Below are 23,018 nucleotides of genomic sequence, written 5' to 3'. Positions count from 1 at the left end.
GATGACGGCGCCACGCCCGTCGGATTCAGGGGGCGTCGCCGACACGCGCGCGCCACAGGTAGTCCTCGACCGGCTCGTCCGCCGCGCCCAGGCCGACGGCGACCTGCGCCACGACGTGGACGCCGGCGACGTGACGCTGATGATGGCCCTGCTGCTGCGGCCGATCCCCGGCCTGCGTGCCGAGCTGACCCAGCGCAGCGTGGACCGCTATCTGGCGCTCATGCTCGACGGCCTGCGTGCCCGCCCTGACCTCCGGCGACTGCCCGGCAGTGAGATCGGCCTGGCCGACCTCGGCGGCGCCTGACGGTCTGTCACCACCACATGAAGGACAGGTTCGGGCAGCCTACGGCCCGGAACATGACGACGCGTGGCGCGACCTCGATGCCGAGGTCGCGTTCGTGCGCGACGAGGGCGGCGAGTTCGTCTCCCCAGTGCTCCCGGGGCAGCACGGTGAAGCCGTGCCGGGCGTACCAGGGGGCGTTCCACGGCACGTCGCGGTAGGTGGTCAGGGTGACGCCGGGGACACCGAGCCGCGCGGCGTGGTCGCAGACGGCGGCGAGCAGCCGCCCGCCGATCCCGCGCCGCCCGGCCGAGGGGCGGACCGCGAGCTGTTCCAGGTGCACCAGCCCGTCGGCCGTGCCCGTCAGCGCGAACCCCTCTGGCGGGTCGCCGCAGACCAGGACGCGCGACGGGTCCGACACTCCCTCGATCACCGTCGTGCCCGGCGGGAAGCGGATGCCCACCTCGGCGAACAGCTCGTCGGCGGCGAGCTCCACGGCGACGAGCGACAGGAGATCACACTCCCGGGCGGGACGCACCGGAGCGGACGCCGGATCCTGTGTCATGGAGCCACACCCTAGGAGGCCGCCGCCGGGCGGAGCATCCCCTTTTCACGGCCCCGGAGGGCGTCAGGGGCGTCTCCTTCTCGCGGCCCAGGATGGCGTCAGAGGTCGAGCAGGTGCTCCAGGCCGACGGTGAGGCCGGGCAGCTCGCGGACGCGGCGGACGCCGAGCAGCACGCCGGGGGTGAACGACGACCGGCTGGTGGTGTCGTGCCGGATGGTGAGGGTCTCACCGTCCATGCCGAGCAGCACCTCCTGGTGGGCGATCAGGCCGGCCAGCCGTACGGCGTGCACGCGGACGCCGGCCACGTCGGCGCCGCGGGCGCCGTCGAGCTGCGTGGTGGTGGCGTCGGGCATGGCGGCGAGCCCGGCCTTGGCCCGCGCCTCGGAGACCAGCTCGGCGGTGCGGCGGGCGGTGCCGGAGGGCGCGTCCGCCTTGTTCGGATGGTGCAGTTCGACGATCTCCGCCGAGTCGAAGAACCTGGCCGCCTGCTGCGCGAAGTGCATCATCAGCACGGCGGCGATCCCGAAGTTGGGCGCGATCAGCACGTTGACGCCCGGCCGCTCGGCCAGCCGGCCGCGGAGGGTGCCAAGCCTCTCGGCGTCGAAGCCGGTGGTGCCCACGACGGCGTGGATGCCCTGCTGGACGCACCAGCCCAGGTTGTCCATCACCACGTCGGGATGCGTGAAGTCGACGACGACCTCGGCGCCGCCCTCGGTCAGCGCCTCGATGCGGTCGCCCTGGTCGACCGCGGCCACCAGCTCCATGTCGTCCGCCGCGTGCACGGCCTTGCAGACTTCCACACCGACGCGACCGCGCGCGCCCAGAACACCGACCCTGATCACCCGCTCACCTTATCGTCCCCCGGGGAGGCCGTGCCGCTACGCGGCGCTGCAACCGGGGCAGCCGGGGCACTGGCCGGCGAGCGTGGCGACGAGGTCGTCGGCGAGCCGCTGGTCCAGCGGCTGGCGGGTGGCGAGCAGCCGGTACCAGAGGGAGCCGAACACGATGTCGATCACGGTCGCGGGCGGCGGGACCGGCGGCAGGTCGCCGCGCTCCTTCGCCCGGTTCAGCACGACCCACAGCGCCTCCCGGCGGCGCTCCAGGAACCCCGCCCAGAGCCGCTCGTAGAACCCGGGGTTGACCTGCGCCTCGGCTATGAGGGCGACCAGCATCCTGACGACCTGCGGGCGGGAGCCGAGCGTGAAGGTGTCGGTGAGGAAGGCGTGCAGGTCCGCCGGGTAGCACCCCTGGTCGGCCAGGCCGATGTGCGTCTCGGCCTTGGTGGCCAGCACCTCCAGCAGCACGTCGGCCTTGGACGGCCACCACCGGTAGATCGTCTGTTTGCCGGTCCTCGACCGCGCGGCGATCCCCTCAAGCGACAACCCGGCGTAGCCGACCTCGCCGACCAGCTCATAGGTCGCCCGCAGGATCGCCTGCCTGCTCTCCTCGCTGCGCTTCCTCCCGCGGCGAACCGGCTCGGATGAGTCGTTCACCAGGCTCATGCTAGCTGAGAAACAGAGACGAGACGGTTCGGTTCGGAATGCGGAGAGTGCCCGGCCGTCGTGGTCCCCGAGCGGGACGGGCCGGGAGACGCCGCGGGCGGGGACGCCGTGTGACGTCCCCGCCCGCGATCCGGACTCCGGCCTATGCGATGACCGAGCTGAAGTCCTTGTCGCCGTAGGGACCGATGACGGCGAGCGTCAGCGGCCGGCGGAGCACGTCCTGGGCGACGGAGACGATCTCGTCGGAGGTGACCGCCTCGATCCGGGCGAGCACGTCGTCCACCGACATGAGCCGGTCGTAGACGAGCTCGCTCTTGCCGATCCGGGACATGCGCGAGCCGGTGTCCTCCAGCCCGAGCACCAGGCCGCCGCGCATCTGACCCTTGCCCCGGACGATCTCCTCCGCGGAGATGCCCTCGGCGGCGATCCTGGCGACCTCCTCCCGGCAGATCTTCAGCACCTCGTCGGCCTTGGACGGCAGGCAGCCGACATAGATGCCGAACTGCCCGGTGTCCGCGTACTGCGAGGTGTAGCTGTAGGCGGAGTAGGCCAGCCCGCGCTTCTCCCGGATCTCCTGGAACAGCCGGGACGACATGCCGCCGCCGAGCGCCGCGTTCAGCACGCCGAGCGCGAAACGGCGCTCGTCGGTGCGCGCGATGCCGGTGGTGCCGAGCACCAGGTTGGCCTGCTCGGTGGGCCGGTCCAGCACCCGCACCCCGGATCGGGCCGACACGCCGGGGCCGGACAGCCGCGGCGGGGCCGGCACGGCGTCGCCGCCCAGCGCCCCCGCCCGCTCGTACGCCTCGGCGACCAGGCCGACCACGACCTCGTGCGAGATGTTGCCCGCCACCGACACCACGGTGTGCGTGGGCCGGTAGTAGGCGCGGTAGTACTCAAGGATGCGGTCGCGGCTCAGGGAGTTGATGGACTCCTCGGTGCCCAGGATGGGCCGGCCGATCGGCGTGTCGCCGTACACCTCCGCGGAGAACTGCTCGTGCACGACGTCCGAGGGGTCGTCCTCGTGCATGGCGATCTCCTCCAGGATCACGCCACGCTCGGACTCGACGTCCTCCGGGGTGATCAACGCCGAGGTGACGACGTCGGAGAGCACGTCGATCACCAGCGGCAGGTCCTCGTCGAGCACCCGCGCGTAGTAGCAGGTGTACTCCTTGGCGGTGAAGGCGTTGATCTCACCGCCGATGCCCTCGATCGCGGCGGAGATCTCCAGCGCGTCCCTGGTGGGCGTGCCCTTGAACAGGAGGTGTTCCAGGAAGTGGGTGGCCCCCATGTGCTCGGGGGCCTCGTCCCTGGAGCCGATGCCGACCCACATGCCGACCGCGACGGAGCGCACCGTCGGCATGGTCTCGGTCACCACGCGGAGCCCACCGGGGAGTACGGTGCGCCGCACGACCCCGGCGCCGTCCTTGCCGGGATGCAGAGTGACAGTGTTCAAAGCTTCAAGGCTCCTCGCGGGCGGCCCGGACGATCACGTCCGGGCCGTCCGTCACGTCGAAGCGGCCGGTGGTCGCCGAGCGGTCAGGAATTGCGCTCGTCGCGCCCGCCGCGGGTGCGGGTGCGGCGGGGCCGCGAGGAGCGCTCCTCGCGGGCCTCCTGCGGCTGCTCGGACCGGCTCTCGCCGTCCTCGGGGGCCGGCGCGCCGCCGCCGGCGGCGGCGTTCTCGGCCTCCCGCTCGACGACCTCGACCGGCACCAGGGACAGCTTGCCGCGCGAGTCGATCTCGGCGATCTCCACCTGGACCTTCTCGCCGACGTTCATGACGTCCTCGACGTTCTCGATGCGCTTGCCGCCGTGCAGCTTGCGGATCTGGGAGACGTGCAGCAGGCCGTCCTTGCCCGGCAGCAGCGACACGAACGCCCCGAACGCGGCGATCTTGACGACGGTGCCCAGGTAACGCTCGCCGACCTCGGGCATGTGCGGGTTGGCGATCGCGTTGATGGACGAGCGGGCCGCCTCGGCCGAGGGGCCGTCGGTGGCGCCGATGTAGATCGTGCCGTCGTCCTCGATGGTGATCTCGGCGCCGGTGTCGTCCTGGATCTGGTTGATCATCTTGCCCTTGGGGCCGATGACCTCGCCGATCTTGTCCACCGGGACCTTGATCGTGATGATCCGCGGCGCGGTCGGGTTCATCTCCGCCGGAGAGTCGATCGCCTCCTGCATCACGTCGAGGATGGCGAGCCGCGCGGCCTTGGCCTGCTTCAGCGCGGCGCCGAGCACGTTGGCGGGAATGCCGTCGAGCTTGGTGTCGAGCTGGAGCGCGGTGATGATCTCGTCGGTGCCGGCGACCTTGAAGTCCATGTCGCCCATGGCGTCCTCGGCACCGAGGATGTCGGTCAGCGTGACGTAGTCGCCGCCCTCGTGGATGAGGCCCATCGCGATGCCGGCCACCATCTTGGCCAGCGGGACGCCCGCGTCCAGCAGCGACATCGTGGACGCGCAGACCGAGCCCATCGAGGTGGAGCCGTTGGAGCCCAGCGCCTCCGACACCTGCCGGATCGCGTAGGGGAACTCCTCACGCGTGGGCAGCACGGGGATCAGCGCCCGCTCGGCGAGCGCGCCGTGGCCGATCTCGCGGCGCTTGGGCGAGCCGACCCGGCCGGTCTCACCGGTCGAGTAGGGCGGGAAGTTGTAGTTGTGCATGTAGCGCTTGGTGCGCTCGGGGTTGAGCGTGTCGATCATCTGCTCCATGCGGAGCATGTTCAGCGTGGTGATGCCCATGATCTGGGTCTCGCCGCGCTCGAACAGCGCCGAGCCGTGCACCCGGGGCACCACGTGCACCTCGGCGTTGAGCTGGCGGATGTCCTTCACGCCGCGGCCGTCGATGCGCACGCCCTCGGAGATGACCCGCTCGCGCATGAGCTTCTTGGTCAGCGACCGGAAGGACGCGGCGAGCTCCTTCTCCCGGCCCTCGAAGTCGGCCAGCAGCTTCTCCGCCGCCAGCGCCTTCACCCGGTCGAGCTCGGCCTCGCGCTCCTGCTTGCCGGCGATGGTCAGCGCCGACGCCAGCTCGCTGCGGACCGCGCCCGCGACGGCCTCGTAGGCGTCCTCCTGGTACTCCGGGAACACCGGGTACTCGGCGGTCTCCTTGGCGGCCACCTGCGCCACCTTGGCCTGCGCCTCGCACAGCACCTTGATGAACGGCTTGGCGGCCTCCAGGCCCTCCGCGACCGTCTCCTCGGTCGGCGCGACGGCGCCCTGGCCGATCAGCTTCAGCGTGTCCCTGGTGGACTCCGCCTCGACCATCATGATGGCCACGTCGCCGTCGGCGAGGACGCGACCGGCGACCACCATGTCGAAGGTGGCCCGCTCCAACTCGGGATGGGTCGGGAAGGCGACCCACTGGCCGTCGATCAGGGCGACGCGCACGCCGCCGATCGGGCCGGAGAACGGCAGCCCGCCCAGCTGGGTGGACAGCGACGCCGCGTTGATGGCGACCACGTCGTACAGGTGGTCGGGGTGCAGCGCGAGGACGGTCGCGACGATCTGGATCTCGTTGCGCAGGCCCTTGACGAAGGACGGGCGCAGCGGACGGTCGATCAGGCGGCAGGTCAGGATCGCGTCCTCGGAGGGACGCCCCTCACGGCGGAAGAACGAGCCGGGGATGCGGCCCGCCGCGTACATGCGCTCCTCGACGTCCACCGTCAACGGGAAGAAGTCGAGATTGTCCTTGGGCTGCTTGGAAACGGTGGTCGCGGACAGCACCATCGTCTCGTCATCGAGGTAGACGACGGCCGAACCGGCCGCCTGGCGTGCGAGCCGCCCGGTCTCGAACCGGATCGTCCGCGTGCCGAAGGAGCCGTTGTCGATAACGGCTTCCGTGCTGTGGACACCCTCCACGGGGGACCTCCTCTTACAGTCGGTCTCCCGCGTCCTGCTGCCGGCTCCCCGTCAGGTGCAGCGCCGGTCTTCGATCGAAGCACCCGGTTCGTTCGGCCTGTGCCGTGAACATGTGACCGGAAGCCACTACCGAGGACCGGCCCTCCGACGCCGCGGGGCGCGCTTGCTGTGCGGACGCGGGGCTTTCTCGGCTATTCAGTTTGCTCAGTGGCGCCGGCCACCGCACGGAGGCGGGGCCGGGCCTCTTCTCATAATCGCCCCCGCCTGGGGGCGGACCATGAGGGATAGGGAGCGGCACGCGAGGGGCCGCTCCCTGTCACTCTATCGGCGCAAGCCGAGCCGCTCGATGAGCGAGCGGTAACGAGCGATGTCGTTGGCCTGCAGGTACTTCAGCAACCGGCGGCGACGGCCGACCAGCAGCAGCAGGCCGCGCCGGCTGTGGTGGTCGTGGCTGTGCGTCTTCAGGTGCTCCGTGAGGTCGCTGATGCGCTTGCTGAGCAGCGCGATCTGCACCTCCGGCGAACCGGTGTCGCCGTCGCCGGTGGCGTACTCGTCGATGATCGACTTCTTGGTGGCGGTGTCGAGGGACACAGCTCTCCTCTATCTCATCCAGGGGCACGCGCAGAATGGGAAAACGCCCGGACGACCGTGCGTGCCTACAGTCGCCGTGCCAGAGCTCACAGGGCAGCGCGACGCCGCCGGTACAGAGCCGACATGTAAGGCTACCATCACGGATCGCAGCCGGGCACATCATCGAACGGCGGCGCCGCCCACGGCCGGAACGATCAGCCTCCCGCGATCCCGCGGGCGTCGTCCACGTCGCGGCGGATCTGCGCCACCAGCGCGTCGATCGACTCGAAGCGCAGGTTGCCGCGCAGGTAGGCGGCGAAGTCGACGGCCACGTGGACGCCGTAGAGGTCGAGGTCGTCGTGGTCGAGCGCATATGCCTCCACGGTGCGCGGCACGCCCTCGAAGGTGGGGTTGGTGCCGACCGAGATGGCCGCGGGCCAGCGGCACCCGCCGTACGGGGCGGGCCGGTTGCCGACGGTGACGCACTCCAGCCAGCCGGCGTAGACGCCGTCGGCGGGGATGGCGGTCTGCTCCGGCGGCTCGACGTTGGCGGTGGGGAAGCCGAGGACGCGCCCGCGCTGGTAGCCGCGCACGACGACGCCCTCCACCCGGTGCGGGCGGCCGAGCGCGGCGGCGGCGCCCGCCACGTCGCCGGCGGCGACCAGGTCGCGGATCAGGCTGGAGGAGATCACGTCGGCGTCGCCGGCCAGCGAGACCGCCTCGGTCACGAAGTCGTGCTCCTCACCGAGGGTGCGCAGGGTCTCGAAGTCGCCCGCCGCCTTGTACCCGAACCTGAAGTTCTCCCCCACGACGACGCCCGCCGCGTGCAGCCGGTCGACCAGCACGCCGCGCACGAACTCCTCCGGCGTCAACTGGGAGAAGTCCACGGTGAAGGGCAGCACGCACACCTCGTCGACGCCCAGCTCGGTGAGCAGCTCGATGCGGCGGCGCGGGCTGGTGAGCCTGGGCGGCCGGGAGCCGGGCCTGATCACCTCGTCCGGGTGCGGGTCGAAGGTCACGGCGACCGAGGGCACGCCCAGCTCGCGGGCCAGCGCGACGGCGCGCTCCGCCATCCGCCGGTGGCCGCGGTGAACCCCGTCGAAAACGCCGATAGTGACGACGGACCTGCCCCAGTCGTCGGGCACGTCGCCGAGTCCGCGCCAGCCGCGCACCTTGTCCTCGATCCTGTCGGTGATCCGGGTGGACCTCACCGGCCGGTCCCGCCGGACCGCCGGTGGACGTGTCCGGGACAAGACTGCCATGCTCCCCGGCGCCGCGCCGCACCGGGGAGGCTCACGACCATCTTCATGATCACTGGGCGCTTGCAGGGTACACAACCGGCGACCACTCTGCGAACCGGGCCTATAATCGTGCGTCACAGCCCACTTCCTTCGAATACAGGTCCATGCCCACGTTCGCGATCCTGATCCTGCCCGCCTTCAACCGGGTCTACGGCGACAGCGCCGTCCGGCTGACCCGCGGCGAGCTCGCCGTGTTCAACGCCACGGCCCTGGACGGCCGGCTGAGCGGCATCGGGGAGACCACGATGGGCGGCGTGCCCTACGTGACCTTCGAGGCCGAGTCGCTCGACGAGCGCGACGTGGCTTTCCTGTCCAACCTGTCGTCGCTGTACGCGCTGTTCCGGGTCGAGGACGGGCTGCTGCGACCGCTGGAGGTCCGGCCGCTCGACGCGTTCCCCAGCGACCTCATCACGATCCAGAAGTACTCCGGCAAGACCAACGAGCACTTCACCAGGCTGCTGCTCAACGTCACGGTGCTGTCCACCGCCTCGCCGCGGGACATGCTGGACCGCAAGCTGTCCGTGCTCGACCCGATGTGCGGCCGCGGCACCACCCTGAACCAGGCGCTGATGTACGGCTACGACGCCACCGGGGTCGACGTGGACGGCAAGGACTTCGACGCCTACGCCAACTTCCTGCGCACCTGGCTGAAGAACCACCGGTTCAAGCACTCCGCCGAGATCACCCCGATCCGCCGGGATCGCGCCCTGCTCGGCCGCCGGTTCCACGTCACGCTCGGCCGTACCAAGGAGCGGTACAAGGCGGGCGAGGTAGACGCGATCACCATGGTCAACGCGGACACGCTGCGCAGCGCCGAACTGCTGCGGGCGCGCTCCTTCGACGTCCTGGTCACCGACGCCCCCTACGGGGTGCAGCACGGCAGCCGCGGCTCGGGCAACACGCTCTCCCGCAGCCCGCTGGAGCTGCTGCGCGCGGCCGTCCCGGTGTGGCGCGGGCTGTTGCGTCCCGGCGGGGCGCTCGGCCTGTCCTGGAACACCTACGTTGCCCCCCGGGCCGAGCTGGTGAAGATCCTCGCCGACAGCGGCTTCGACGTCCTCGACACCCCGGACCACCAGGTCTTCGAGCACCGGGTGGACCAGGCCATCGTCCGCGACATCCTGGTGGCCCGGGTGCCGTGAGGCGTCCGGGGACCCTACGGGCAGCGGGTGCGCGGCCGTCCCAGGGCGGCGACCAGGCGGTCGAGCAGGGCGGGGTCCTCGGGTAGCGCGCCGTGGTTCACGCCGGGGTTGCCGGTCAGGCTGAAGTGGTGGCAGGGCATCGCCCGCCAGGCCAGGACGGCGTTGTTGGTGATGTCCTCCTGGTTGCCGTCGCCCTCCCGTCGCAGGAATCCCGCGGGGTCGGCGATCTGCCCGGTCGTCAGGTTCGCCAGCCGCGCCCCGACCACCGTCGGCAGGCCGGAGCCTTTCTCCGCATAGACGTCCACGCCGGGGAACGATCCCGGGTCGGCGAACCGGACGAAGCCGATGTAGTAGGCGGCGATCTTCCCGGCCGTCCGCAGCCCGGCGTCGGCGAACAGGCGCGGGTAGTCGCGCGGGGTGTAGGAGCGGCCCGTGGAGGCGTCGCGGATGACGACCTCGCGGTCACCGAAGATCGCCGGGTCGGCGGCGCTCATGTAGGTCGAGGGGGCGCTCTGGTACATCCGCGCGCTGCTCCGCGCGTTCTCCCTGGTCGTGGGGTAGCCGAAGTCCTGGATGTTCTGCCCGGTGAACATCAGCGGGTACATCAGGCCCTGCCCCGGCATGTTGCCCGCGATCGGGGTGAAGCCGTGGATGTACCGGTCCCGCCAGGCCCGGCTGGAGTGGGTGAGCAGGTACTGCGCGTAGAGCGGCCCGTTGGAGTGGCCGACCAGGTGCACCGGCCGGTCGCCGTTGTCGTGGTAGGCGTCCTCGATGAGCGCACGGGTGCGCTGGAGGAAGCCGCCCATGTCGGGGGTGAGCCGGGCGTCGTACCCGGCCACCCGGATGTCCCGGTCGCGCACGTAGCCGGCGGCCTCCAGCCTGCGGTACAGCGCCTGGTAGTACGGCGCGCTGCCGGTGCGGCCGTAGTCGACGATCCGGACGGTGACGCCAGGCTGCTCGGAGAAGCGGGCCGGCATCGGCAGCGACGGATCGTCTCGGTAGCGCAGGGTGAGCAGCCGGTCCCGGCAGACCTGGCTGAAGGTCCTGCTCGGCCGGTCGTTGCGGAACCAGTCCTGGAAGGCGCCCGACCGCGGGCATCCGGGCACCGCCGTCTGGTCGCGCACGGTCACCTGAAGCTTGGTGAAATGGAACGCGGGGAACAGCACGACCGGCGGTCGCCCCCGCGGCGCCGGCGGCCCCGCGAGCGGTCCCAGCGAGACCAGCGCCGCCAGCGCACCGTGAAACCAGCGACCGTCGAACATGCGGACATCCCCCTCAACCGATCGGCACGCGTGATCCGAGACGATCGGGACCCGCGATCACTTTCTGTGATACTCGCAGGTCAGAAGGGGCTACGAGGTGAACACCACGAGCGGCTTGGCAATTTTGCCGTGTTCCTCCAGGAGGGCGACCAGCGTGCCGTCGGGCGCGAACGCGCCCACCGGGCCGGGGCCGAGACCCGCCGCGGCCGGCCGCCCGCCGTGCGAGACGATCTTCGCCTCCTCGGCCGTCAGGTCGCGGCGCGGGAAGGCCGCCGCCACCGCGTCCCCGATCGGCAGGATCACGCACTCCTCGGCGAGCTGCTCCATCGTGCGCGCGCCGGACAGGTCGTAGGGGCCCACCCGGGTGCGCCGCAGCCGGGTCAGGTGCCCGCCGACGCCGAGCCCGGCGCCGAGGTCACGGGCCAGCGAGCGGATGTAGGTGCCGCTGGAGCAGGTCACCGAGGCGTCCACGTCGACGAAGCCGCCCTCCCGGCGGATCGCGGTGATCTCGAACGCCGAGACCGTCACCGGCCGGGCCTGCAACTCGACGCTCTCCCCGGCCCTGGCCCGCTTGTAGGCCCGCTCGCCGTTCACCTTGATGGCGCTGACCTGCGGCGGGATCTGCATGATCCGGCCGGTCAGCTTGGCCACCCCGGAGACGATGTCGTCCTCGGACACGCCGGCGGCGCCGGTCTCGGTGACCGTCTCCCCCTCGGCGTCGTCGGTGTTGGTGGTCTGCCCGAGGCGGATCGTGGCGTCGTACCCCTTCTCGGTGAGCGCGAGGTGGCCGAGGAGCCGGGTGGCCTTCTCCACGCCGACCACGAGCACACCGGTGGCCATCGGGTCCAGCGTGCCGGCGTGGCCGACCCGCCTGGTGCCCGCGATCCCGCGCAGCTTGCCGACGACGTCGTGCGAGGTCCAGCCGGCCGGCTTGTCGACGATGACCAGGCCGCTGGGAGGCGGCGTGCGCCTCGGTCTGGGCTGGTTCATCGCGGCGGTTCCACGGGGGCGGAGGCGAGCAGGTCGCGCAGGGAGGTCATGGTCTCCTCAACGGTCAGCAGGGAGGTGTAACCGGCGGCCATCCTGTGCCCGCCGCCGCCGAACGCGGTGCACACCCGGGACATGTCCACGGCGCCCTTGGACCTGGTGGACACCTGCCAGGCCCCGTCGTCGTCCTCTTTCAGCACCACGGCGACCTCGGCCTCGTCGGCCCGCCGGATGACGTCGATCATGCCCTCCACCTCCGCGTACGGCAGGCCGTACGCGGCCCGGTCCAGCCGCGGCACGAACGTCCACACCAGTCCGAGGCCGTGCACGGCGTCGCGCTCCAGCGCCACCCGGTCCAGGGCGAGCCCGAGGACCTTGAGGTAGCCGAACGGGGAGCGGTCCCACAGCTCGCGGGCGATCTCGTCGGTGCGCAGGCCGGTGGCGATGAGCCGGGCGGCCATGGCGTGCGCGGCGGGCGTGGTGGAGGCGTGCCGGAAGGAGCCGGTGTCGGTGACCAGGCCCGCGTAGAGGCACATGGCGATGTCCCGGTCGAGCGGCACGCCGAGGCGGCGCAGCAGCTCCTCGACGAGCACGGCGGTGGCCGCCGCCGCCGGATCGATCAGGGACATCGTGCCGAACCCCTCGTTGGAGGGATGGTGGTCCATCACGATCAGCTCGCGCGCCCTGGCGGCGTTGCGGTTCAGCAGGCCCAGCCGGGCGGTGGTGGAGGCGTCGAAGGTGATCATCACCTCCGGTGCCGCGGGATAGCCGGCCGGCTCGACGAGCAGCTCCTGACCGGGCAGGAAGCGCAGCAGCCTGGGCACGACGAAGCGGCGGTCGCCGAAGGAGGCGACCACCTTCTTGCCCAGCCCGGTCAGCGCCCGCCCGGCGGCGAGCATCGAGCCCAGCGCGTCGGCGTCCGGTGACACGTGACAGGCGAGCGCGACCTCGGGCGCCGCGGAGATCAGCCCCACGGCTCGGGCCCAGGCGCTCTCCGGCACGTCGGGACCGGGCGTGCCGTTCCCGACGGGCCCGGCCCTGCCGAGCCCGATGCGATCGCCGCGCACGTCGGGCCTCACGTCGCGGGGTACCCCGCACGGTCGGCCGATCCGCTGCCGTTGGACCCGGCCTCCGGCAGCTCGGGCTCCTCCTCGTCCTGCTGGTCGGGCTTGCGGTAGGGGTCCGCGTCGCCCGCGTGGCTGGCGCCCGCGGCGCGCCTGGCGATCTCCGCGTCTCGCGCCTTGGCCTCGGCCAGCAGGTCGTCGATGTGCTTGGCGCTGTCCGGCAGCGGGTCGTGCGTGAAAGTCAGCGTGGGCGTGTGCCGCAGTCCGGTCTGGCGGCCCACCTCCGAACGGATGATCCCCTTGGCGCTCTCCAGGGCTGCGGCGCTGTCGGCCCGCTCGGCGTCGGACCCGAAAACGGTGTAGAACACCGTGGCCTCGCGCAGGTCGCCCGTGAGCCGCGCGTCCGTGACGGTGACGAATCCCAGGCGCGGATCCTTGATCCGGCGCTCAAGCATCTCCGCCACGATCTGCTGGATCCGATCGGCCAGCTTGCGCGCTCGTGCGGCGTCCATACTCGCTCCCCCTCCTGCTCCGACGGGTGACCGGCACGGGCGGCTCCGGCCGGTCACCACAGTCAATCCTCGTCCTCGTTGTAGAGCCGCTGCCTGGCGGCCAGCAACTCGATCTCCGGGTGGAAGGCGACCAGGCGCTCGCACGCGTCCAGCAGTTCCGCGCAGTTGGCGGCGGAGGCGGACACGACGGCGATCCCGATCTCCGTGCGGCGGTGCAGATCCAGATGGCCGGTCTCGGCGACGGCCACACCCGGATACCGTCGTTGCACCTCGGCGATGATGGGGCGCACCACGGAGCGCTTCTGCTTCAGCGAGTGAACGTCGCCGAGCAGGATGTCCAACGTCAGAGCACCTACATACATGGGCGGTTTCGCCGTGCCCGGCGCTCCCGGGTCCCGCCGGCGCGGCCCTGTCGGGCCGCGCCGGCGGAACGGGAAGGAGCGTCAGACGCGCGGCTTCTCCCGCATCTCGAACGTCTCGATGACGTCGTCGAGCTTGATGTCGTTGTAGCCGACTCCGATACCGCACTCGAAGCCCTCGCGGACCTCGGTCGCGTCGTCCTTGAAGCGACGCAGCGACGAGACGGTGAGGTTGTCGGCGATGACGACACCATCGCGGATGATCCGGGCCTTGCTGTTGCGGACGATCGTGCCCGAACGGACCAGGGCGCCCGCGATGTTGCCGATCTTCGGCACCTTGAAGACCTCGCGCACCTCGGCGGTGCCCATCTGGACTTCCTCGAACTCCGGCTTCAGCATGCCCTTGAGGGCCGCCTCGACCTCCTCGATCGCCTGGTAGATGACCGAGTAGTAGCGGATGTCCACGCCCTCGCGCTCGGCCAGCTCGCGCGCCCGGACCTCGGGACGCACGTTGAAGCCGATGATGACGGCGTTGTCGTCGGCGATCGCCAGGTTGACGTCGTACTCGGTGATCGCACCGACGGCGCGGTGCAGAACCCTGAGGTTGACCTCCTCGCCGACGTCGATCTTGAGCAGCGCGTCCTCCAGGGCTTCCACCGAACCGGAGACGTCACCCTTGATGATGAGCTTGAGCTCGTCGACCTGGCCCTTCTCCATGTCCTTGAAGAGCTCTTCGAGGCTGCGCCTGCGGCCGGACTTGGCCATGTCGGCGGTGCGCTGGCGGGCCGCCCGCTGCTGGGCGATCTGCCGGGCCATCCGGTCGTCGGTGACGACGATGAAGTTGTCACCGGCGCTCGGCACCGCGGTCAGACCCATGACCAGGACCGGACGCGACGGGTCGGCCTCGGAGACCGGCTCGCCGTTGTCGTCGAGCAGCGCCCGGACGCGGCCGAACGCCTCGCCACAGACGATCGAGTCGCCGACCCGCAGCGTGCCGCGCTGGACCAGCACGGTCGCCACGGGGCCGCGGCCCTTGTCCAGGTGCGCCTCGATGGCGATGCCCTGGGCGTCCATCGTCGGGTTGGCGCGCAGGTCGAGCTCGGCGTCCGCGGTGAGCAGGATGGCCTCGAGGAGGTTGGCGATGCCGATGCCCTCCTTGGCGGAGATGTCGACGAAGAGCGTCGAGCCTCCGTACTCCTCGGCCACCAGACCGTACTCGGTGAGCTGGGCGCGGACGCGGTTCGGGTCGGCGCCCTCCTTGTCGATCTTGTTGACCGCGACGACGACCGGCACGTTGGCCGCCTGGGCGTGGTTGAGCGCCTCGATGGTCTGCGGCTTCACACCGTCGTCGGCGGCCACCACCAGGACGGCGATGTCGGTCGCCTGCGCACCACGGGCACGCATGGCGGTGAACGCCTCGTGACCCGGGGTGTCGATGAAGGTGACCCGACGCTCTTCGCCCTCGTGCTCGGTCATCACCTGGTAGGCGCCGATGTGCTGGGTGATGCCACCCGCCTCGCGCGCCACCACGTTGGTGTTCCTGATCGCGTCGAGCAGCCTCGTCTTACCGTGGTCGACGTGACCCATGACGGTCACGACCGGCGGACGGGCGGCGAGGTCGGCCTCGTCTCCCTCGTCCTCGCCGAACTCGATGTCGAAGGACTCGAGAAGCTCGCGGTCCTCCTCCTCCGGGCTGACGACCTGGATGACGTAGTCGAGCTCGGCGCCGAGGAGCTGCAGCGTCTCCTCGTTGACCGACTGGGTCGCGGTGACCATCTCGCCGAGGTGCAGCATGATCTGCACCAGCGACGCCGGGTTGGCGCCGATCTTGTCGGCGAAGTCGGACAACGACGCACCGCGCGGAAGGCGGATCGTCTGACCGCCGCCACGAGCGACCTGCACGCCGCCGATCGCCGGGGCCTGCATGTTGTCGAACTCTTGACGCCTCTGGCGCTTCGACTTGCGGCCACGCGCCGGGCGTCCGCCCGGACGGCCGAACGCGCCCGCCGTACCGCCGCCGCGGCCACGGCCGCCGCCACCGGGACGACCGGCGAAACCGCCACCGCCGCCACCACCGGGGGCGCCGCCGGTACCGGTACGGGCGCCGGCGCCACCGGCGGGACGGGAGAACCCGCCGCCACCGCCGCCGCCACCGGGACGGCCACCGCCGCCACCGGGACGACCGCCGCCACCGCCGGGACGACCGCCACCGCCGCCGCCACCGGGACGACCCGGACCGCCCGCGCCACCGCCGGAGACGGGACGCTGGGGCATCATCATCGGGTTGGGCCGGGGACCACCGGGACGCGGACCGCCGGCACCGGGACCGGGACGCGGGCCGCCGGGACCCGGCCGCGGACCACCGGCGCCGGGAGCACCCGGAGCGCCGCGACCCGCGGGCGGACGCGGCATCGCGCCGTCGCGCGGACCCTGCCCGGCACCGTCACGCCTGGGCTCGCGGGGACCCGCGCCCGGACCGCCCTCGCGGGGGCCGCCGTCACGGCCGCCACCGCGCGGAGGACGGGCCTGGCCCATGCCGCTGGCGTTGGAGGAGAAGGGGTTGTTGCCCGGACGCGGGCCACGGGGACCGGGGCGCGGCCCCGGCTTGGCGCCACCGCCCGGACGGGGAGCGCCGCCGCCGGCGGACGCCGGGGCGCCCTGCTGCGGACCGGGGCGCGCACCGCCCGCGTTGCCGGGCCGCGGGCCCGGCCTCGGACCGGGCTGCGGGCCCGGCCGCGGCCCGGGGGCCGGCGGACGGGCGCCCTCGGCGCGGTCGGCACGCGGCTCGCGATCGGCACGCGGCTCGCGCTCCGGACGATCGGCACGCGGCTGCGGAGCCGCGGGCGGCTGCGGCGCGTGCTGAGGTGCGGCCGGCGGCTGCGCGGCCTGCTGGGGCTGCGCCGCCTGCGGCTGCGGGTGCGGCATCGGCACCGGCGGGCGCTGGGGCGCCGCCGGGCCCGGCCGCGGGCCCGGACGGGGCCCTGGCTTGGGGATGTTGCCACTGATCGGCGCCGACGGGGCGCCGTTGCCCGGCTGATTGCCACCGGGACGCGGGGTCGCCCTCTGCGACCTCGACCTGTCGGACGAGCCCTTTGACCCGCCCGAGAAAGCTTCCGTGAGCTTGCGGACCACCGGCGCCTCGATGGTCGAGGACGCCGAACGCACGAACTCGCCCATCTCCTGGAGCTTGGCCATCACGACCTTGCTCTCAACGCCGAACTCCTTGGCGAGCTCGTAGACCCGGACCTTCGCCACTGCACTCCCTTACTCGGCCCGGGAGGCTTGGCCGCCGGACCGTCGTTACCTAGACGTGTTCATCGCCGCATGCTCATCAGGCGCTCATCGCTATCTGACCCGCCCATCAACTCGGCGTCCTACATGACATTTGGCAACCTTCACGCGGTTCCTCCATCTTCGTCGTGCTCTTCCAGGTGCGCCCGCAGACGCGTCGAATCGAGCCGTACCGCGACGCGAAAGGCGCGCGGAAAAGCTCGGCGACGCTCGGCGAGCGCGAGGCAGCCGAGGGTCGGGTGCAGTGACGCACCACGGCCCGGAAGCCGTCCTCGCTGGTCGGGAACGATGACGCCCTCAACCATCACCAGGCGCAGCAACTCGGACTTGACCGTGCGAACCCGGCAGCCCACGCATGTTCTCAGCGGGGCCGCCTGGCCACCATATTCCAGCTTACCTTGTGGACGCATCGTAGGGACCGGCGGCATCTCCGGCCATCGTGTCCGGCCGGATGTCGATGCGCCACCCCGTGAGGCGTGCCGCGAGGCGGGCGTTCTGCCCCTCTTTGCCGATCGCCAGCGAAAGCTGGTAGTCGGGCACGGTGACCCTGGCCACGCGGGCATCGGCATCGATCACCTCGACCTTGGAAACACGGGCCGGGGAAAGGGCATTCCCCACGAACTCCGCGGGCTCCTCGGACCAGTCGATGATGTCGATCTTCTCGCCGTGAAGCTCGGTCATGACGTTACGAACTCGTGACCCCATCGGCCCGATGCACGCGCCCTTGGCGTTCACCCCGGGCCGCCGGGACCGCACCGCGATCTTGGTGCGGTGGCCCGCCTCGCGCGCCACCGCCGCGATCTCCACGGTGCCGTCGGCGATCTCCGGCACCTCCAGCGCGAAGAGTTTCTTCACCAGGCCGGGATGGGTCCGCGAGAGCGTCACCGAGGGGCCCTTGTGACCCTTCTTGACCTGCACGACGTAGCACCGGATGCGCTCGCCGTGGCCGTAGTCCTCACCCGGCACCTGCTCGTTGTGCGGCAGCACGGCCTCGATCTTGCCGAGGTCGACCAGCACCACCCGGGGGTCCTTGCCCTGCTGGATGGTCCCCGAGACCAGCTCGCCCTCGCGGCTGGCGAACTCGCCGAAGTTGACTTCGTCCTCGGCGTCGCGCAACTGCTGGAGGATGACCTGCTTGGCGGTCGTCGCCGCGATGCGGCTGAAGTTGCCCGGGGTGTCGTCGTACTCCCTGGCCACCTCGCCCGTCTCGTCGATCTCCGCGGCCCAGATCGTCACGTGACCGGTATCTCGGGCCAGCTCGGCGCGCGCCTTCGGAGCCGCACCCTCGGTGCGGGTGTAGGCGATCAGCAGCGCGTCCTCGATGGCCTTGACGACCAGGTCAAGGGAGATGTCCTTCTCCCGTTCAAGGCTGCGCAGAACACTCATGTCGATGTCCACGAGGCTCCCCCTTAGCCCTCGTCGCCGTCGTCGCTGCCGGCGCCGTCCTCGGCGTCTTCATCGGCGTCGTCGAGCCGGCGGAATTCCACCTGCACCCTGCCGCGGGTGAGGTCTTGATAGTCGATCCGGCGGGGCAGGCCCGCGACGTCGAAGTCGACGCCCGACCCGTCGGCCGTGAGCACCCTGCCCTCGAGGGCGGTGCCGTCGCCGAGTTCCGCCTTGACCAGCCGCCCCGCGGCGCGCCGCCAGTGGCGCGGCTCGGTCAGCGGCCGGTCCACGCCCGGTGAGGTGACCTCCAGCATGTAGGGGGCCGCGCCCATCGTGTCCTCGGCGTCGAGCGCCTGGGACACCGCCTGGCTGACGTCGGCGACGTCGTCCAGGCTCACGCCTCCGTCACGGTCGACGACGACGCGGAGCACCCGCCGCTTGCCCGCGGGCGTGATCGTGACGTCCTCGAGATCGAGACCCTCCCCGGCGATCACCGGTTCGAGAAGCTTCACCAGGCGGTCACGGGATGCATCCCTTCCCATGCCGACCTCCCATTTGTCACGATCTTAGCCGGGCGCACCTCGCCCATGCGGTTTACCAGCCTATCCACACCCAGGCATGGAAAGAGCGCCACTCGTGCGGCGAGCCCGCCACGCCGATCATCCGGCGAGGCCATTCACCCGGTGGCGCGCCGTACGATGCTAGATGCGTCGGCGCCGTCCGCGGACGGGCACCCGGGCCGCTTCGCCGGAAGGCCACCGGGGAGCCTCCGCGAGAGCCGGCGACGAGACACCTGACCGTCCCGCGCTCCAGGGAGGCCCACCCGTGCGTCCGCCTCGCCTCACCCGGCGCGTCCTGCTGCGCGGAGGCGTCCTCGGCCTGGCCGCCGTGCCGCTGGCCGGCTGCGTGGAGACCGAAGCCGCGCCACCGCCGCCGAAGCCGCCCGACCCGGAGGTCGAGCTGCTCAAGGAGCTCGTCGCGGAGAAGGAGCGGACGATCGCGCTCTACCGGGAGGCGGTCGCCGGCGACGCCGGGCTGCGGCCCTTCCAGCAGCGTCACGAGGTCCACCTGGCCGAGCTGAGGCGGCGCCTGCCGCCGGTCGCCCGGATGGCCGCGTCCACCGGCGCTCCCACCGGCACTCCCGCTGTCAGCCCCGGCGTCACGGCCACGCCCTCGCCGCCCGCGAGAGTGACGGTGCGCGAGCTGCGCAAGGCCGAGAGCAGGGCCGCCGCCTCCCGGGTGGAGCAGCTCGGCAAGGTCTCACCGCCTCTGGCGCAGCTCCTCGCCAGCATCGGCGCGTGCGAGGCGGCGCACGCCCACGCCCTGTCGGAGCCGTCATGAGCGGCCGGGTGAGCGGCCGGGTGGCGGGCGCGGCGAGAAACCCCGCGGGAGGCGCCGTGACGGGCCCTGGGACGGCCTCATGACCGCGCCGAGACCCGGACCCGCCGAGGTGACCATGAACGGGCTGAACGAACTCGTCAAGGCCCTGGCGGCCGAGCACGCGGCGGTCTACGCCTACGGCCTCGTCTGCGCGCGGACGAGCGGCGGCCTGCGCACGGAGGCCATCGCGGCCTTCAACGCGCACCGGGCCAGGCGCGACCAGCTCCGCGGGCTCATCCTCGCCCGTGGCGGCACCCCGCCGGAGGCCCTGCCGTCCTACGCCGTGCCGTTCACGCCCGGCACGTCCGCCGAGGCGGCCCGGCTGGCCGCGATGGTGGAGGACGGCGTGACGAGCGCCTATCTGGAGCTGGCGGCGGCCGGCGAGCCGTCCATGCGGCGGCTCGCCGCCCTGGCCATGCAGGAGTCGGTCACGAGGTCCTACGGCTTCCGCCCGGCGATCGCCGCGCTGCCCGGCTTCCCCGCCCCGTCGACCGCCCGCACACCGGCCCCGGCGCCTCCGGCCACTCCGCGGCCGTCGCGGAGCGGTCAGTAGGCGCCGGGGGCGCGGGCGTCAGCCGGCGCAGGCGGCGGCGATCCTGGCTGCGGCCCCGTCGAGCGGGACCTCCTCCTTCACGCCGCTGACGCGGTCGCGCAGCTCGATCACGCCCTGCGCGAGACCGCGGCCGATGATCACGATGGTCGGCACGCCGAGCAGCTCGGCGTCCTTGAACTTGACGCCGGGCGAGACGCCGGGCCGGTCGTCGCAGAGCACCCGCAGGCCGAGCCGCTCCAGCTCGCCGGCGAGCTGGAGGGCCACCTCGACCTGGTTCTCCTTGCCGGTGCCGACGATGTGCACGTCGGCGGGGGCGATCTCGCGCGGCCAGACCAGGCCGAGCTCGTCGTGCCGCTGCTCGGCGATCACGGCCACGGCGCGGGAGACGCCGACGCCGTAGGAGCCCATGGTGACCCGGATCGGCTTGCCGTCGGGGCCGAGCGCGTCGAGCTGGGCGGCGTCGGCGTACTTGCGGCCGAGCTGGAAGATGTGCCCGATCTCGATGCCGCGGTCGATGGACAGCGGCGAGCCGCAGCGCGGGCACTCGTCGCCGGCCCGGACCTCGGCCGCCTCGATGGTGCCGTCGGGGGTGAAGTCGCGGCCGGCGACGACGTCGGCGGCGTGCCTGCCCGGCTCGTTGGCGCCGGTGACCCAGGCGGAGCCGGTGACCACGCGCGGGTCCACGAGGTAGGTGATCCCGAGGTCCTTCAGCACCTGCGGTCCGATGTAGCCGCGGACCAGGCCGGGGTGCTTCTCGAAGTCGGCCGCCTCGAAGATCTCCGGGATGCCCGGGGAGAGCGCCGCCTCCAGCCGCTTGAAGTCCACCTCCCGGTCGCCGGGGACGCCGATGACCAGCACCTCGGTCTTGTCCGAGCCGGGGGTGCCCACCTTGACGACGATGTTCTTGAGCGTGTCGGCGGCGGTGACGCCGAGGCCGAAGTGCTCGTTGACGTAGTCGACCAGGGTCTCGATGGTCGGGGTGCCGGGGGTGTCGAGCACGCGCATCGCCGGGCGCCCGGCGGGGACCGCGGGCGGGGCCGGCGTGGTGACCGCCTCGGCGTTGGCGGCGTAACCGCAGTTGTGGCAGGCGACGAAGGTGTCCTCGCCGGTGGCGCAGGGGGCGAGGAACTCCTCGGAGGCCGATCCGCCCATGGCGCCGGACATCGCGAAGACGATCTTGTAGTCGATGCCGAGCCGCTCGAAGATCCTGATGTACGCCTCGCGGTGCTGCTCGTAGGAGCGCTTGAGGCCGTCGTCGTCGAGGTCGAAGGAGTAGGAGTCCTTCATGACGAATTCGCGACCGCGCAGAATGCCGGCCCTCGGCCGGGCCTCGTCACGGTATTTCGTCTGGATCTGATAAAGAATCACCGGGAAGTCTTTGTAGGAGGAATACTCCCCCTTGACCATGTCGGTGAACATCTCCTCGTGCGTGGGGCCGAGCAGATAGTCGGCGCCCTTGCGGTCCTGGAGCCGGAACAGCGTGTCGCCGTACTCCGTCCAGCGGCCGGTGGCCTCGTAGTACTCGCGGGGCAGCAGCGCGGGCAGCAGGACCTCCTGGCCGCCCATCCGGTTCATCTCCTCGCGGACGACGCGGCCGACGTTGTCCAGGACCAGCTTGCCGAGCGGCAGCCAGGAGTAGACGCCGGGCGCGACCCTGCGCACGTAACCGGCGCGGACCAGCAGTTTGTGGCTCGGGACCTCCGCGTCTGCCGGGTCGTCCCGCAGGGTGCGAAGAAACAACGACGACATGCGCAGCAACACGGCTGACTCCCTGCTCGAAGCGGCGGCCCGGGACGCGGGCCGGTGAAGGGTTACAGGCTATCGGCTAGACGACCGGGGCGATGAGGATGAGTGCCCCGGGCATGGCCAGTGCGACCGCGAGCCCGCGCAGCCGGGCGGCGAGCCCGCGGCGCAGGAAGAGCACCATCCCGATCACCGGTACGGCGACCGCGAGCGCGGGCCCCGGCCAGAAGTCCGGAACGTACCGCAGCAGGCCGAGCACGGCCTTGTCCAGCAGGTTCGCCAGCAGCAGCCCGCCGAGCACGCCGGCCAGCAGGTCGGCCCAGTAGCCGTCCCTGCGCGCCGCGTAGGCGAAGACGCCGTAGCAGAAGACGGCGAGCAGGATCAGGTCGGCGCCGGAGGGTCCGCGGCTCCAGACGTCCGTCTCGTAACCCTCCAGCAGCGCGGCGCCGGCCAGTGCGAACACCGCGGGCGTCACCGTGGACAGCAGGCTGGACAGCACGGCCCAGCCGGGGCCGGACGCGGTGGCGCCGACGATCGCGCTCAGCAGGAAGTAGGCGTAAGGATCGAACACCGCCTGGACCTGGCTGAGCCCGGTGTGCTGGACCACCGCCCCCGCGACCCCGAAGGCCAGCCCCAGGGCGAATGCCACGAGCATGTGGCGCTGAATGCGGCTCTGCCGCCGGTCGAACCTGACAAGATCGGTTTCGTCGTCCAAGTCATACTTCATACGCATTTCTGCCCATCATCACCAGGCATCCCCCGTAATGCCTGCAATGAGGATATACGAGCGTCAAATGCGCGAATTCCAACTACATCGCGAAAGCCGTCAACCGCCGAGCAATTCCTCCCAGGGGTGCCGGGCGGTGGTGGGCCGGCTGGTGTCGAGCGCCTCGGCCAGCCGCCACAGGCCGCGGCGGGCCATCACCCGGTCGCTGCCGAGCGGGTCCACCGCGCGCAGCTCGAACGGCACGCCCAGCACCTCGACCTCGGCCGAGCCCCTGGTGGCCTCGCCCCGCACGACCGCGGAGGCGCCCGGCCCGGCCAGCAACGCGGCGACCTCCGAGGCGCACGGCCCGTCCCGCCACTCGATCCGCCAGCCGCGGCCGGCGCTCCGCCACCAGGTCAGGTCGCGGCACGACTCAAGGATCTCGGCCTCGGTCGCCAGCGCCGCCATCACCCGCCCGAGCGCCTCGAAACGCCGCGCGTCCGCCCCTCGCCGTTTCTCAGCACCCACGAGATCCCACTCTGATGTGGCGCCCCCTTTCCCGC

General features: G+C 71.7%; 23 protein-coding genes. 4 read left to right on the top strand and 19 right to left on the bottom strand.

The window, feature by feature from the left end; all coding sequences use genetic code 11:
* The first annotated feature begins 1 nt into the window (after position 1).
* Positions 2 to 304, top strand: coding sequence for an SbtR family transcriptional regulator (locus tag QSK26_RS17735; protein ID WP_285776265.1), 303 nt, complete (start codon positions 2 to 4; stop codon positions 302 to 304).
* A 7-nt stretch (positions 305 to 311) separates the two neighbouring features.
* On the opposite strand, the gene QSK26_RS17730 is transcribed toward QSK26_RS17735, so the two are convergent.
* From QSK26_RS17730 to QSK26_RS17700, 7 genes are all read right to left on the bottom strand, one after another.
* Positions 312 to 845 carry a GNAT family N-acetyltransferase gene (locus tag QSK26_RS17730; protein ID WP_285776264.1) on the bottom strand — a complete coding sequence of 178 codons (534 nt, stop codon included), beginning with the start codon at positions 843 to 845 and terminating at the stop codon, positions 312 to 314.
* Between the two features lie 98 nt (positions 846 to 943).
* A complete protein-coding gene (gene dapB, locus QSK26_RS17725) occupies positions 944 to 1,687 on the bottom strand; it encodes a 4-hydroxy-tetrahydrodipicolinate reductase (RefSeq protein WP_285776263.1) in 744 nt (247 codons plus the stop codon).
* A gap of 36 nt (positions 1,688 to 1,723) precedes the next feature.
* Complete coding sequence (locus QSK26_RS17720; protein ID WP_502888717.1) at positions 1,724 to 2,338, bottom strand: TetR/AcrR family transcriptional regulator; 615 nt, start codon at positions 2,336 to 2,338, stop codon at positions 1,724 to 1,726.
* A 151-nt stretch (positions 2,339 to 2,489) separates the two neighbouring features.
* Positions 2,490 to 3,800, bottom strand: a complete 1,311-nt coding sequence (locus QSK26_RS17715; RefSeq protein WP_285776261.1) for a M16 family metallopeptidase — start codon at positions 3,798 to 3,800, stop codon at positions 2,490 to 2,492.
* A gap of 83 nt (positions 3,801 to 3,883) precedes the next feature.
* A complete protein-coding gene (locus QSK26_RS17710) occupies positions 3,884 to 6,202 on the bottom strand; it encodes a polyribonucleotide nucleotidyltransferase (protein ID WP_285776260.1) in 2,319 nt (772 codons plus the stop codon).
* A 321-nt stretch (positions 6,203 to 6,523) separates the two neighbouring features.
* Positions 6,524 to 6,793, bottom strand: a complete 270-nt coding sequence (gene rpsO, locus QSK26_RS17705; protein WP_285776259.1) for a 30S ribosomal protein S15 — start codon at positions 6,791 to 6,793, stop codon at positions 6,524 to 6,526.
* 194 nt (positions 6,794 to 6,987) lie between these two features.
* Positions 6,988 to 7,944: a bifunctional riboflavin kinase/FAD synthetase gene (locus QSK26_RS17700; RefSeq protein WP_285776507.1), complete on the bottom strand. Its 957-nt coding sequence runs from the start codon at positions 7,942 to 7,944 to the stop codon at positions 6,988 to 6,990.
* 233 nt (positions 7,945 to 8,177) lie between these two features.
* On the opposite strand from QSK26_RS17700, the gene QSK26_RS17695 reads away from it, so the two are divergent.
* On the top strand, positions 8,178 to 9,212 hold the full coding sequence (locus QSK26_RS17695; RefSeq protein WP_285776258.1) for a TRM11 family SAM-dependent methyltransferase: 1,035 nt from the start codon (positions 8,178 to 8,180) through the stop codon (positions 9,210 to 9,212).
* 14 nt (positions 9,213 to 9,226) lie between these two features.
* Here the strand turns inward: QSK26_RS17695 and QSK26_RS17690 are convergent, their stop codons facing one another.
* The 9 genes from QSK26_RS17690 to rimP all read right to left on the bottom strand — a co-directional run bounded on the left by QSK26_RS17690 (position 9,227) and on the right by rimP (position 18,615).
* The gene (locus QSK26_RS17690) at positions 9,227 to 10,474 is read right to left on the bottom strand and encodes a lipase/acyltransferase domain-containing protein (RefSeq protein ID WP_285776257.1); all 1,248 of its coding nucleotides are present in this window, start codon (positions 10,472 to 10,474) and stop codon (positions 9,227 to 9,229) included.
* A 90-nt stretch (positions 10,475 to 10,564) separates the two neighbouring features.
* Entirely contained in the window at positions 10,565 to 11,464 is a 900-nt protein-coding gene (gene truB, locus QSK26_RS17685) for a tRNA pseudouridine(55) synthase TruB (protein WP_285776256.1), read from the bottom strand.
* Positions 11,461 to 12,528 carry a DHH family phosphoesterase gene (locus QSK26_RS17680; protein ID WP_352244338.1) on the bottom strand — a complete coding sequence of 356 codons (1,068 nt, stop codon included), beginning with the start codon at positions 12,526 to 12,528 and terminating at the stop codon, positions 11,461 to 11,463. The genes truB and QSK26_RS17680 overlap by 4 nt, the downstream gene beginning before the upstream one ends.
* An 8-nt stretch (positions 12,529 to 12,536) precedes the next feature.
* A complete protein-coding gene (rbfA, locus tag QSK26_RS17675; protein ID WP_285776255.1) occupies positions 12,537 to 13,037 on the bottom strand; it encodes a 30S ribosome-binding factor RbfA in 501 nt (166 codons plus the stop codon).
* A 62-nt stretch (positions 13,038 to 13,099) separates the two neighbouring features.
* The gene (locus QSK26_RS17670) at positions 13,100 to 13,399 is read right to left on the bottom strand and encodes a DUF503 domain-containing protein (protein WP_285776254.1); all 300 of its coding nucleotides are present in this window, start codon (positions 13,397 to 13,399) and stop codon (positions 13,100 to 13,102) included.
* Positions 13,400 to 13,480: 81 nt separating this feature from the next.
* The gene (infB, locus tag QSK26_RS17665; protein WP_285776253.1) at positions 13,481 to 16,651 is read right to left on the bottom strand and encodes a translation initiation factor IF-2; all 3,171 of its coding nucleotides are present in this window, start codon (positions 16,649 to 16,651) and stop codon (positions 13,481 to 13,483) included.
* Between the two features lie 140 nt (positions 16,652 to 16,791).
* Positions 16,792 to 17,097: a YlxR family protein gene (locus QSK26_RS17660; RefSeq protein ID WP_285776252.1), complete on the bottom strand. Its 306-nt coding sequence runs from the start codon at positions 17,095 to 17,097 to the stop codon at positions 16,792 to 16,794.
* The gene (gene nusA / locus QSK26_RS17655; RefSeq protein WP_285776251.1) at positions 17,081 to 18,073 is read right to left on the bottom strand and encodes a transcription termination factor NusA; all 993 of its coding nucleotides are present in this window, start codon (positions 18,071 to 18,073) and stop codon (positions 17,081 to 17,083) included. Before nusA ends, QSK26_RS17660 begins: the two co-directional genes overlap by 17 nt.
* A 23-nt stretch (positions 18,074 to 18,096) precedes the next feature.
* A complete protein-coding gene (rimP, locus tag QSK26_RS17650; protein ID WP_285776250.1) occupies positions 18,097 to 18,615 on the bottom strand; it encodes a ribosome maturation factor RimP in 519 nt (172 codons plus the stop codon).
* Between the two features lie 283 nt (positions 18,616 to 18,898).
* Between rimP and QSK26_RS17645 the strand changes: the two genes are divergently transcribed.
* Both QSK26_RS17645 and QSK26_RS17640 read left to right on the top strand, forming a co-directional pair.
* Complete coding sequence (locus QSK26_RS17645) at positions 18,899 to 19,414, top strand: hypothetical protein (protein WP_285776249.1); 516 nt, start codon at positions 18,899 to 18,901, stop codon at positions 19,412 to 19,414.
* Between the two features lie 79 nt (positions 19,415 to 19,493).
* Positions 19,494 to 20,006, top strand: a complete 513-nt coding sequence (locus QSK26_RS17640; protein ID WP_285776248.1) for a ferritin-like domain-containing protein — start codon at positions 19,494 to 19,496, stop codon at positions 20,004 to 20,006.
* An 18-nt stretch (positions 20,007 to 20,024) separates the two neighbouring features.
* On the opposite strand, the gene QSK26_RS17635 is transcribed toward QSK26_RS17640, so the two are convergent.
* The 3 genes from QSK26_RS17635 to QSK26_RS17625 form a co-directional block, all read right to left on the bottom strand.
* Positions 20,025 to 21,767 (bottom strand): proline--tRNA ligase, encoded by a 1,743-nt coding sequence (locus QSK26_RS17635; RefSeq protein ID WP_285776247.1) that lies wholly within the window; start codon positions 21,765 to 21,767, stop codon positions 20,025 to 20,027.
* A gap of 64 nt (positions 21,768 to 21,831) precedes the next feature.
* The gene (locus QSK26_RS17630) at positions 21,832 to 22,464 is read right to left on the bottom strand and encodes a hypothetical protein (RefSeq protein ID WP_285776246.1); all 633 of its coding nucleotides are present in this window, start codon (positions 22,462 to 22,464) and stop codon (positions 21,832 to 21,834) included.
* A 111-nt stretch (positions 22,465 to 22,575) separates the two neighbouring features.
* Entirely contained in the window at positions 22,576 to 22,983 is a 408-nt protein-coding gene (locus QSK26_RS17625) for a hypothetical protein (protein WP_285776245.1), read from the bottom strand.
* Between the last annotated feature and the right edge of the window lie 35 nt (positions 22,984 to 23,018).

The organism is Microtetraspora sp. NBRC 13810 (assembly GCF_030268685.1).
In the GTDB taxonomy this organism is placed as follows: Bacteria; Actinomycetota; Actinomycetes; order Streptosporangiales; family Streptosporangiaceae; genus BSRQ01.
The sequence above is the reverse complement of the archived record's forward strand: the minus strand, read 5'-3'. Positions and strand labels throughout refer to the sequence as shown.

Excerpts from the sequence above, each read along its gene's own strand:
- QSK26_RS17735 (WP_285776265.1), top strand. The coding sequence starts at position 2 with ATGACGGCGCCACGCCCGTCGGATTCAGGGGGCGTCGCCGACACGCGC.
- QSK26_RS17730 (WP_285776264.1), bottom strand. The coding sequence starts at position 845 with ATGACACAGGATCCGGCGTCCGCTCCGGTGCGTCCCGCCCGGGAGTGT.
- QSK26_RS17695 (WP_285776258.1), top strand. The coding sequence starts at position 8,178 with ATGCCCACGTTCGCGATCCTGATCCTGCCCGCCTTCAACCGGGTCTAC.
- QSK26_RS17690 (WP_285776257.1), bottom strand. The coding sequence starts at position 10,474 with ATGTTCGACGGTCGCTGGTTTCACGGTGCGCTGGCGGCGCTGGTCTCG.
- truB (WP_285776256.1), bottom strand. The coding sequence starts at position 11,464 with ATGAACCAGCCCAGACCGAGGCGCACGCCGCCTCCCAGCGGCCTGGTC.
- rbfA (WP_285776255.1), bottom strand. The coding sequence starts at position 13,037 with ATGGACGCCGCACGAGCGCGCAAGCTGGCCGATCGGATCCAGCAGATC.
- QSK26_RS17670 (WP_285776254.1), bottom strand. The coding sequence starts at position 13,399 with ATGTATGTAGGTGCTCTGACGTTGGACATCCTGCTCGGCGACGTTCAC.
- QSK26_RS17660 (WP_285776252.1), bottom strand. The coding sequence starts at position 17,097 with ATGCGTCCACAAGGTAAGCTGGAATATGGTGGCCAGGCGGCCCCGCTG.
- nusA (WP_285776251.1), bottom strand. The coding sequence starts at position 18,073 with ATGAGTGTTCTGCGCAGCCTTGAACGGGAGAAGGACATCTCCCTTGAC.
- rimP (WP_285776250.1), bottom strand. The coding sequence starts at position 18,615 with ATGGGAAGGGATGCATCCCGTGACCGCCTGGTGAAGCTTCTCGAACCG.
- QSK26_RS17640 (WP_285776248.1), top strand. The coding sequence starts at position 19,494 with ATGACCGCGCCGAGACCCGGACCCGCCGAGGTGACCATGAACGGGCTG.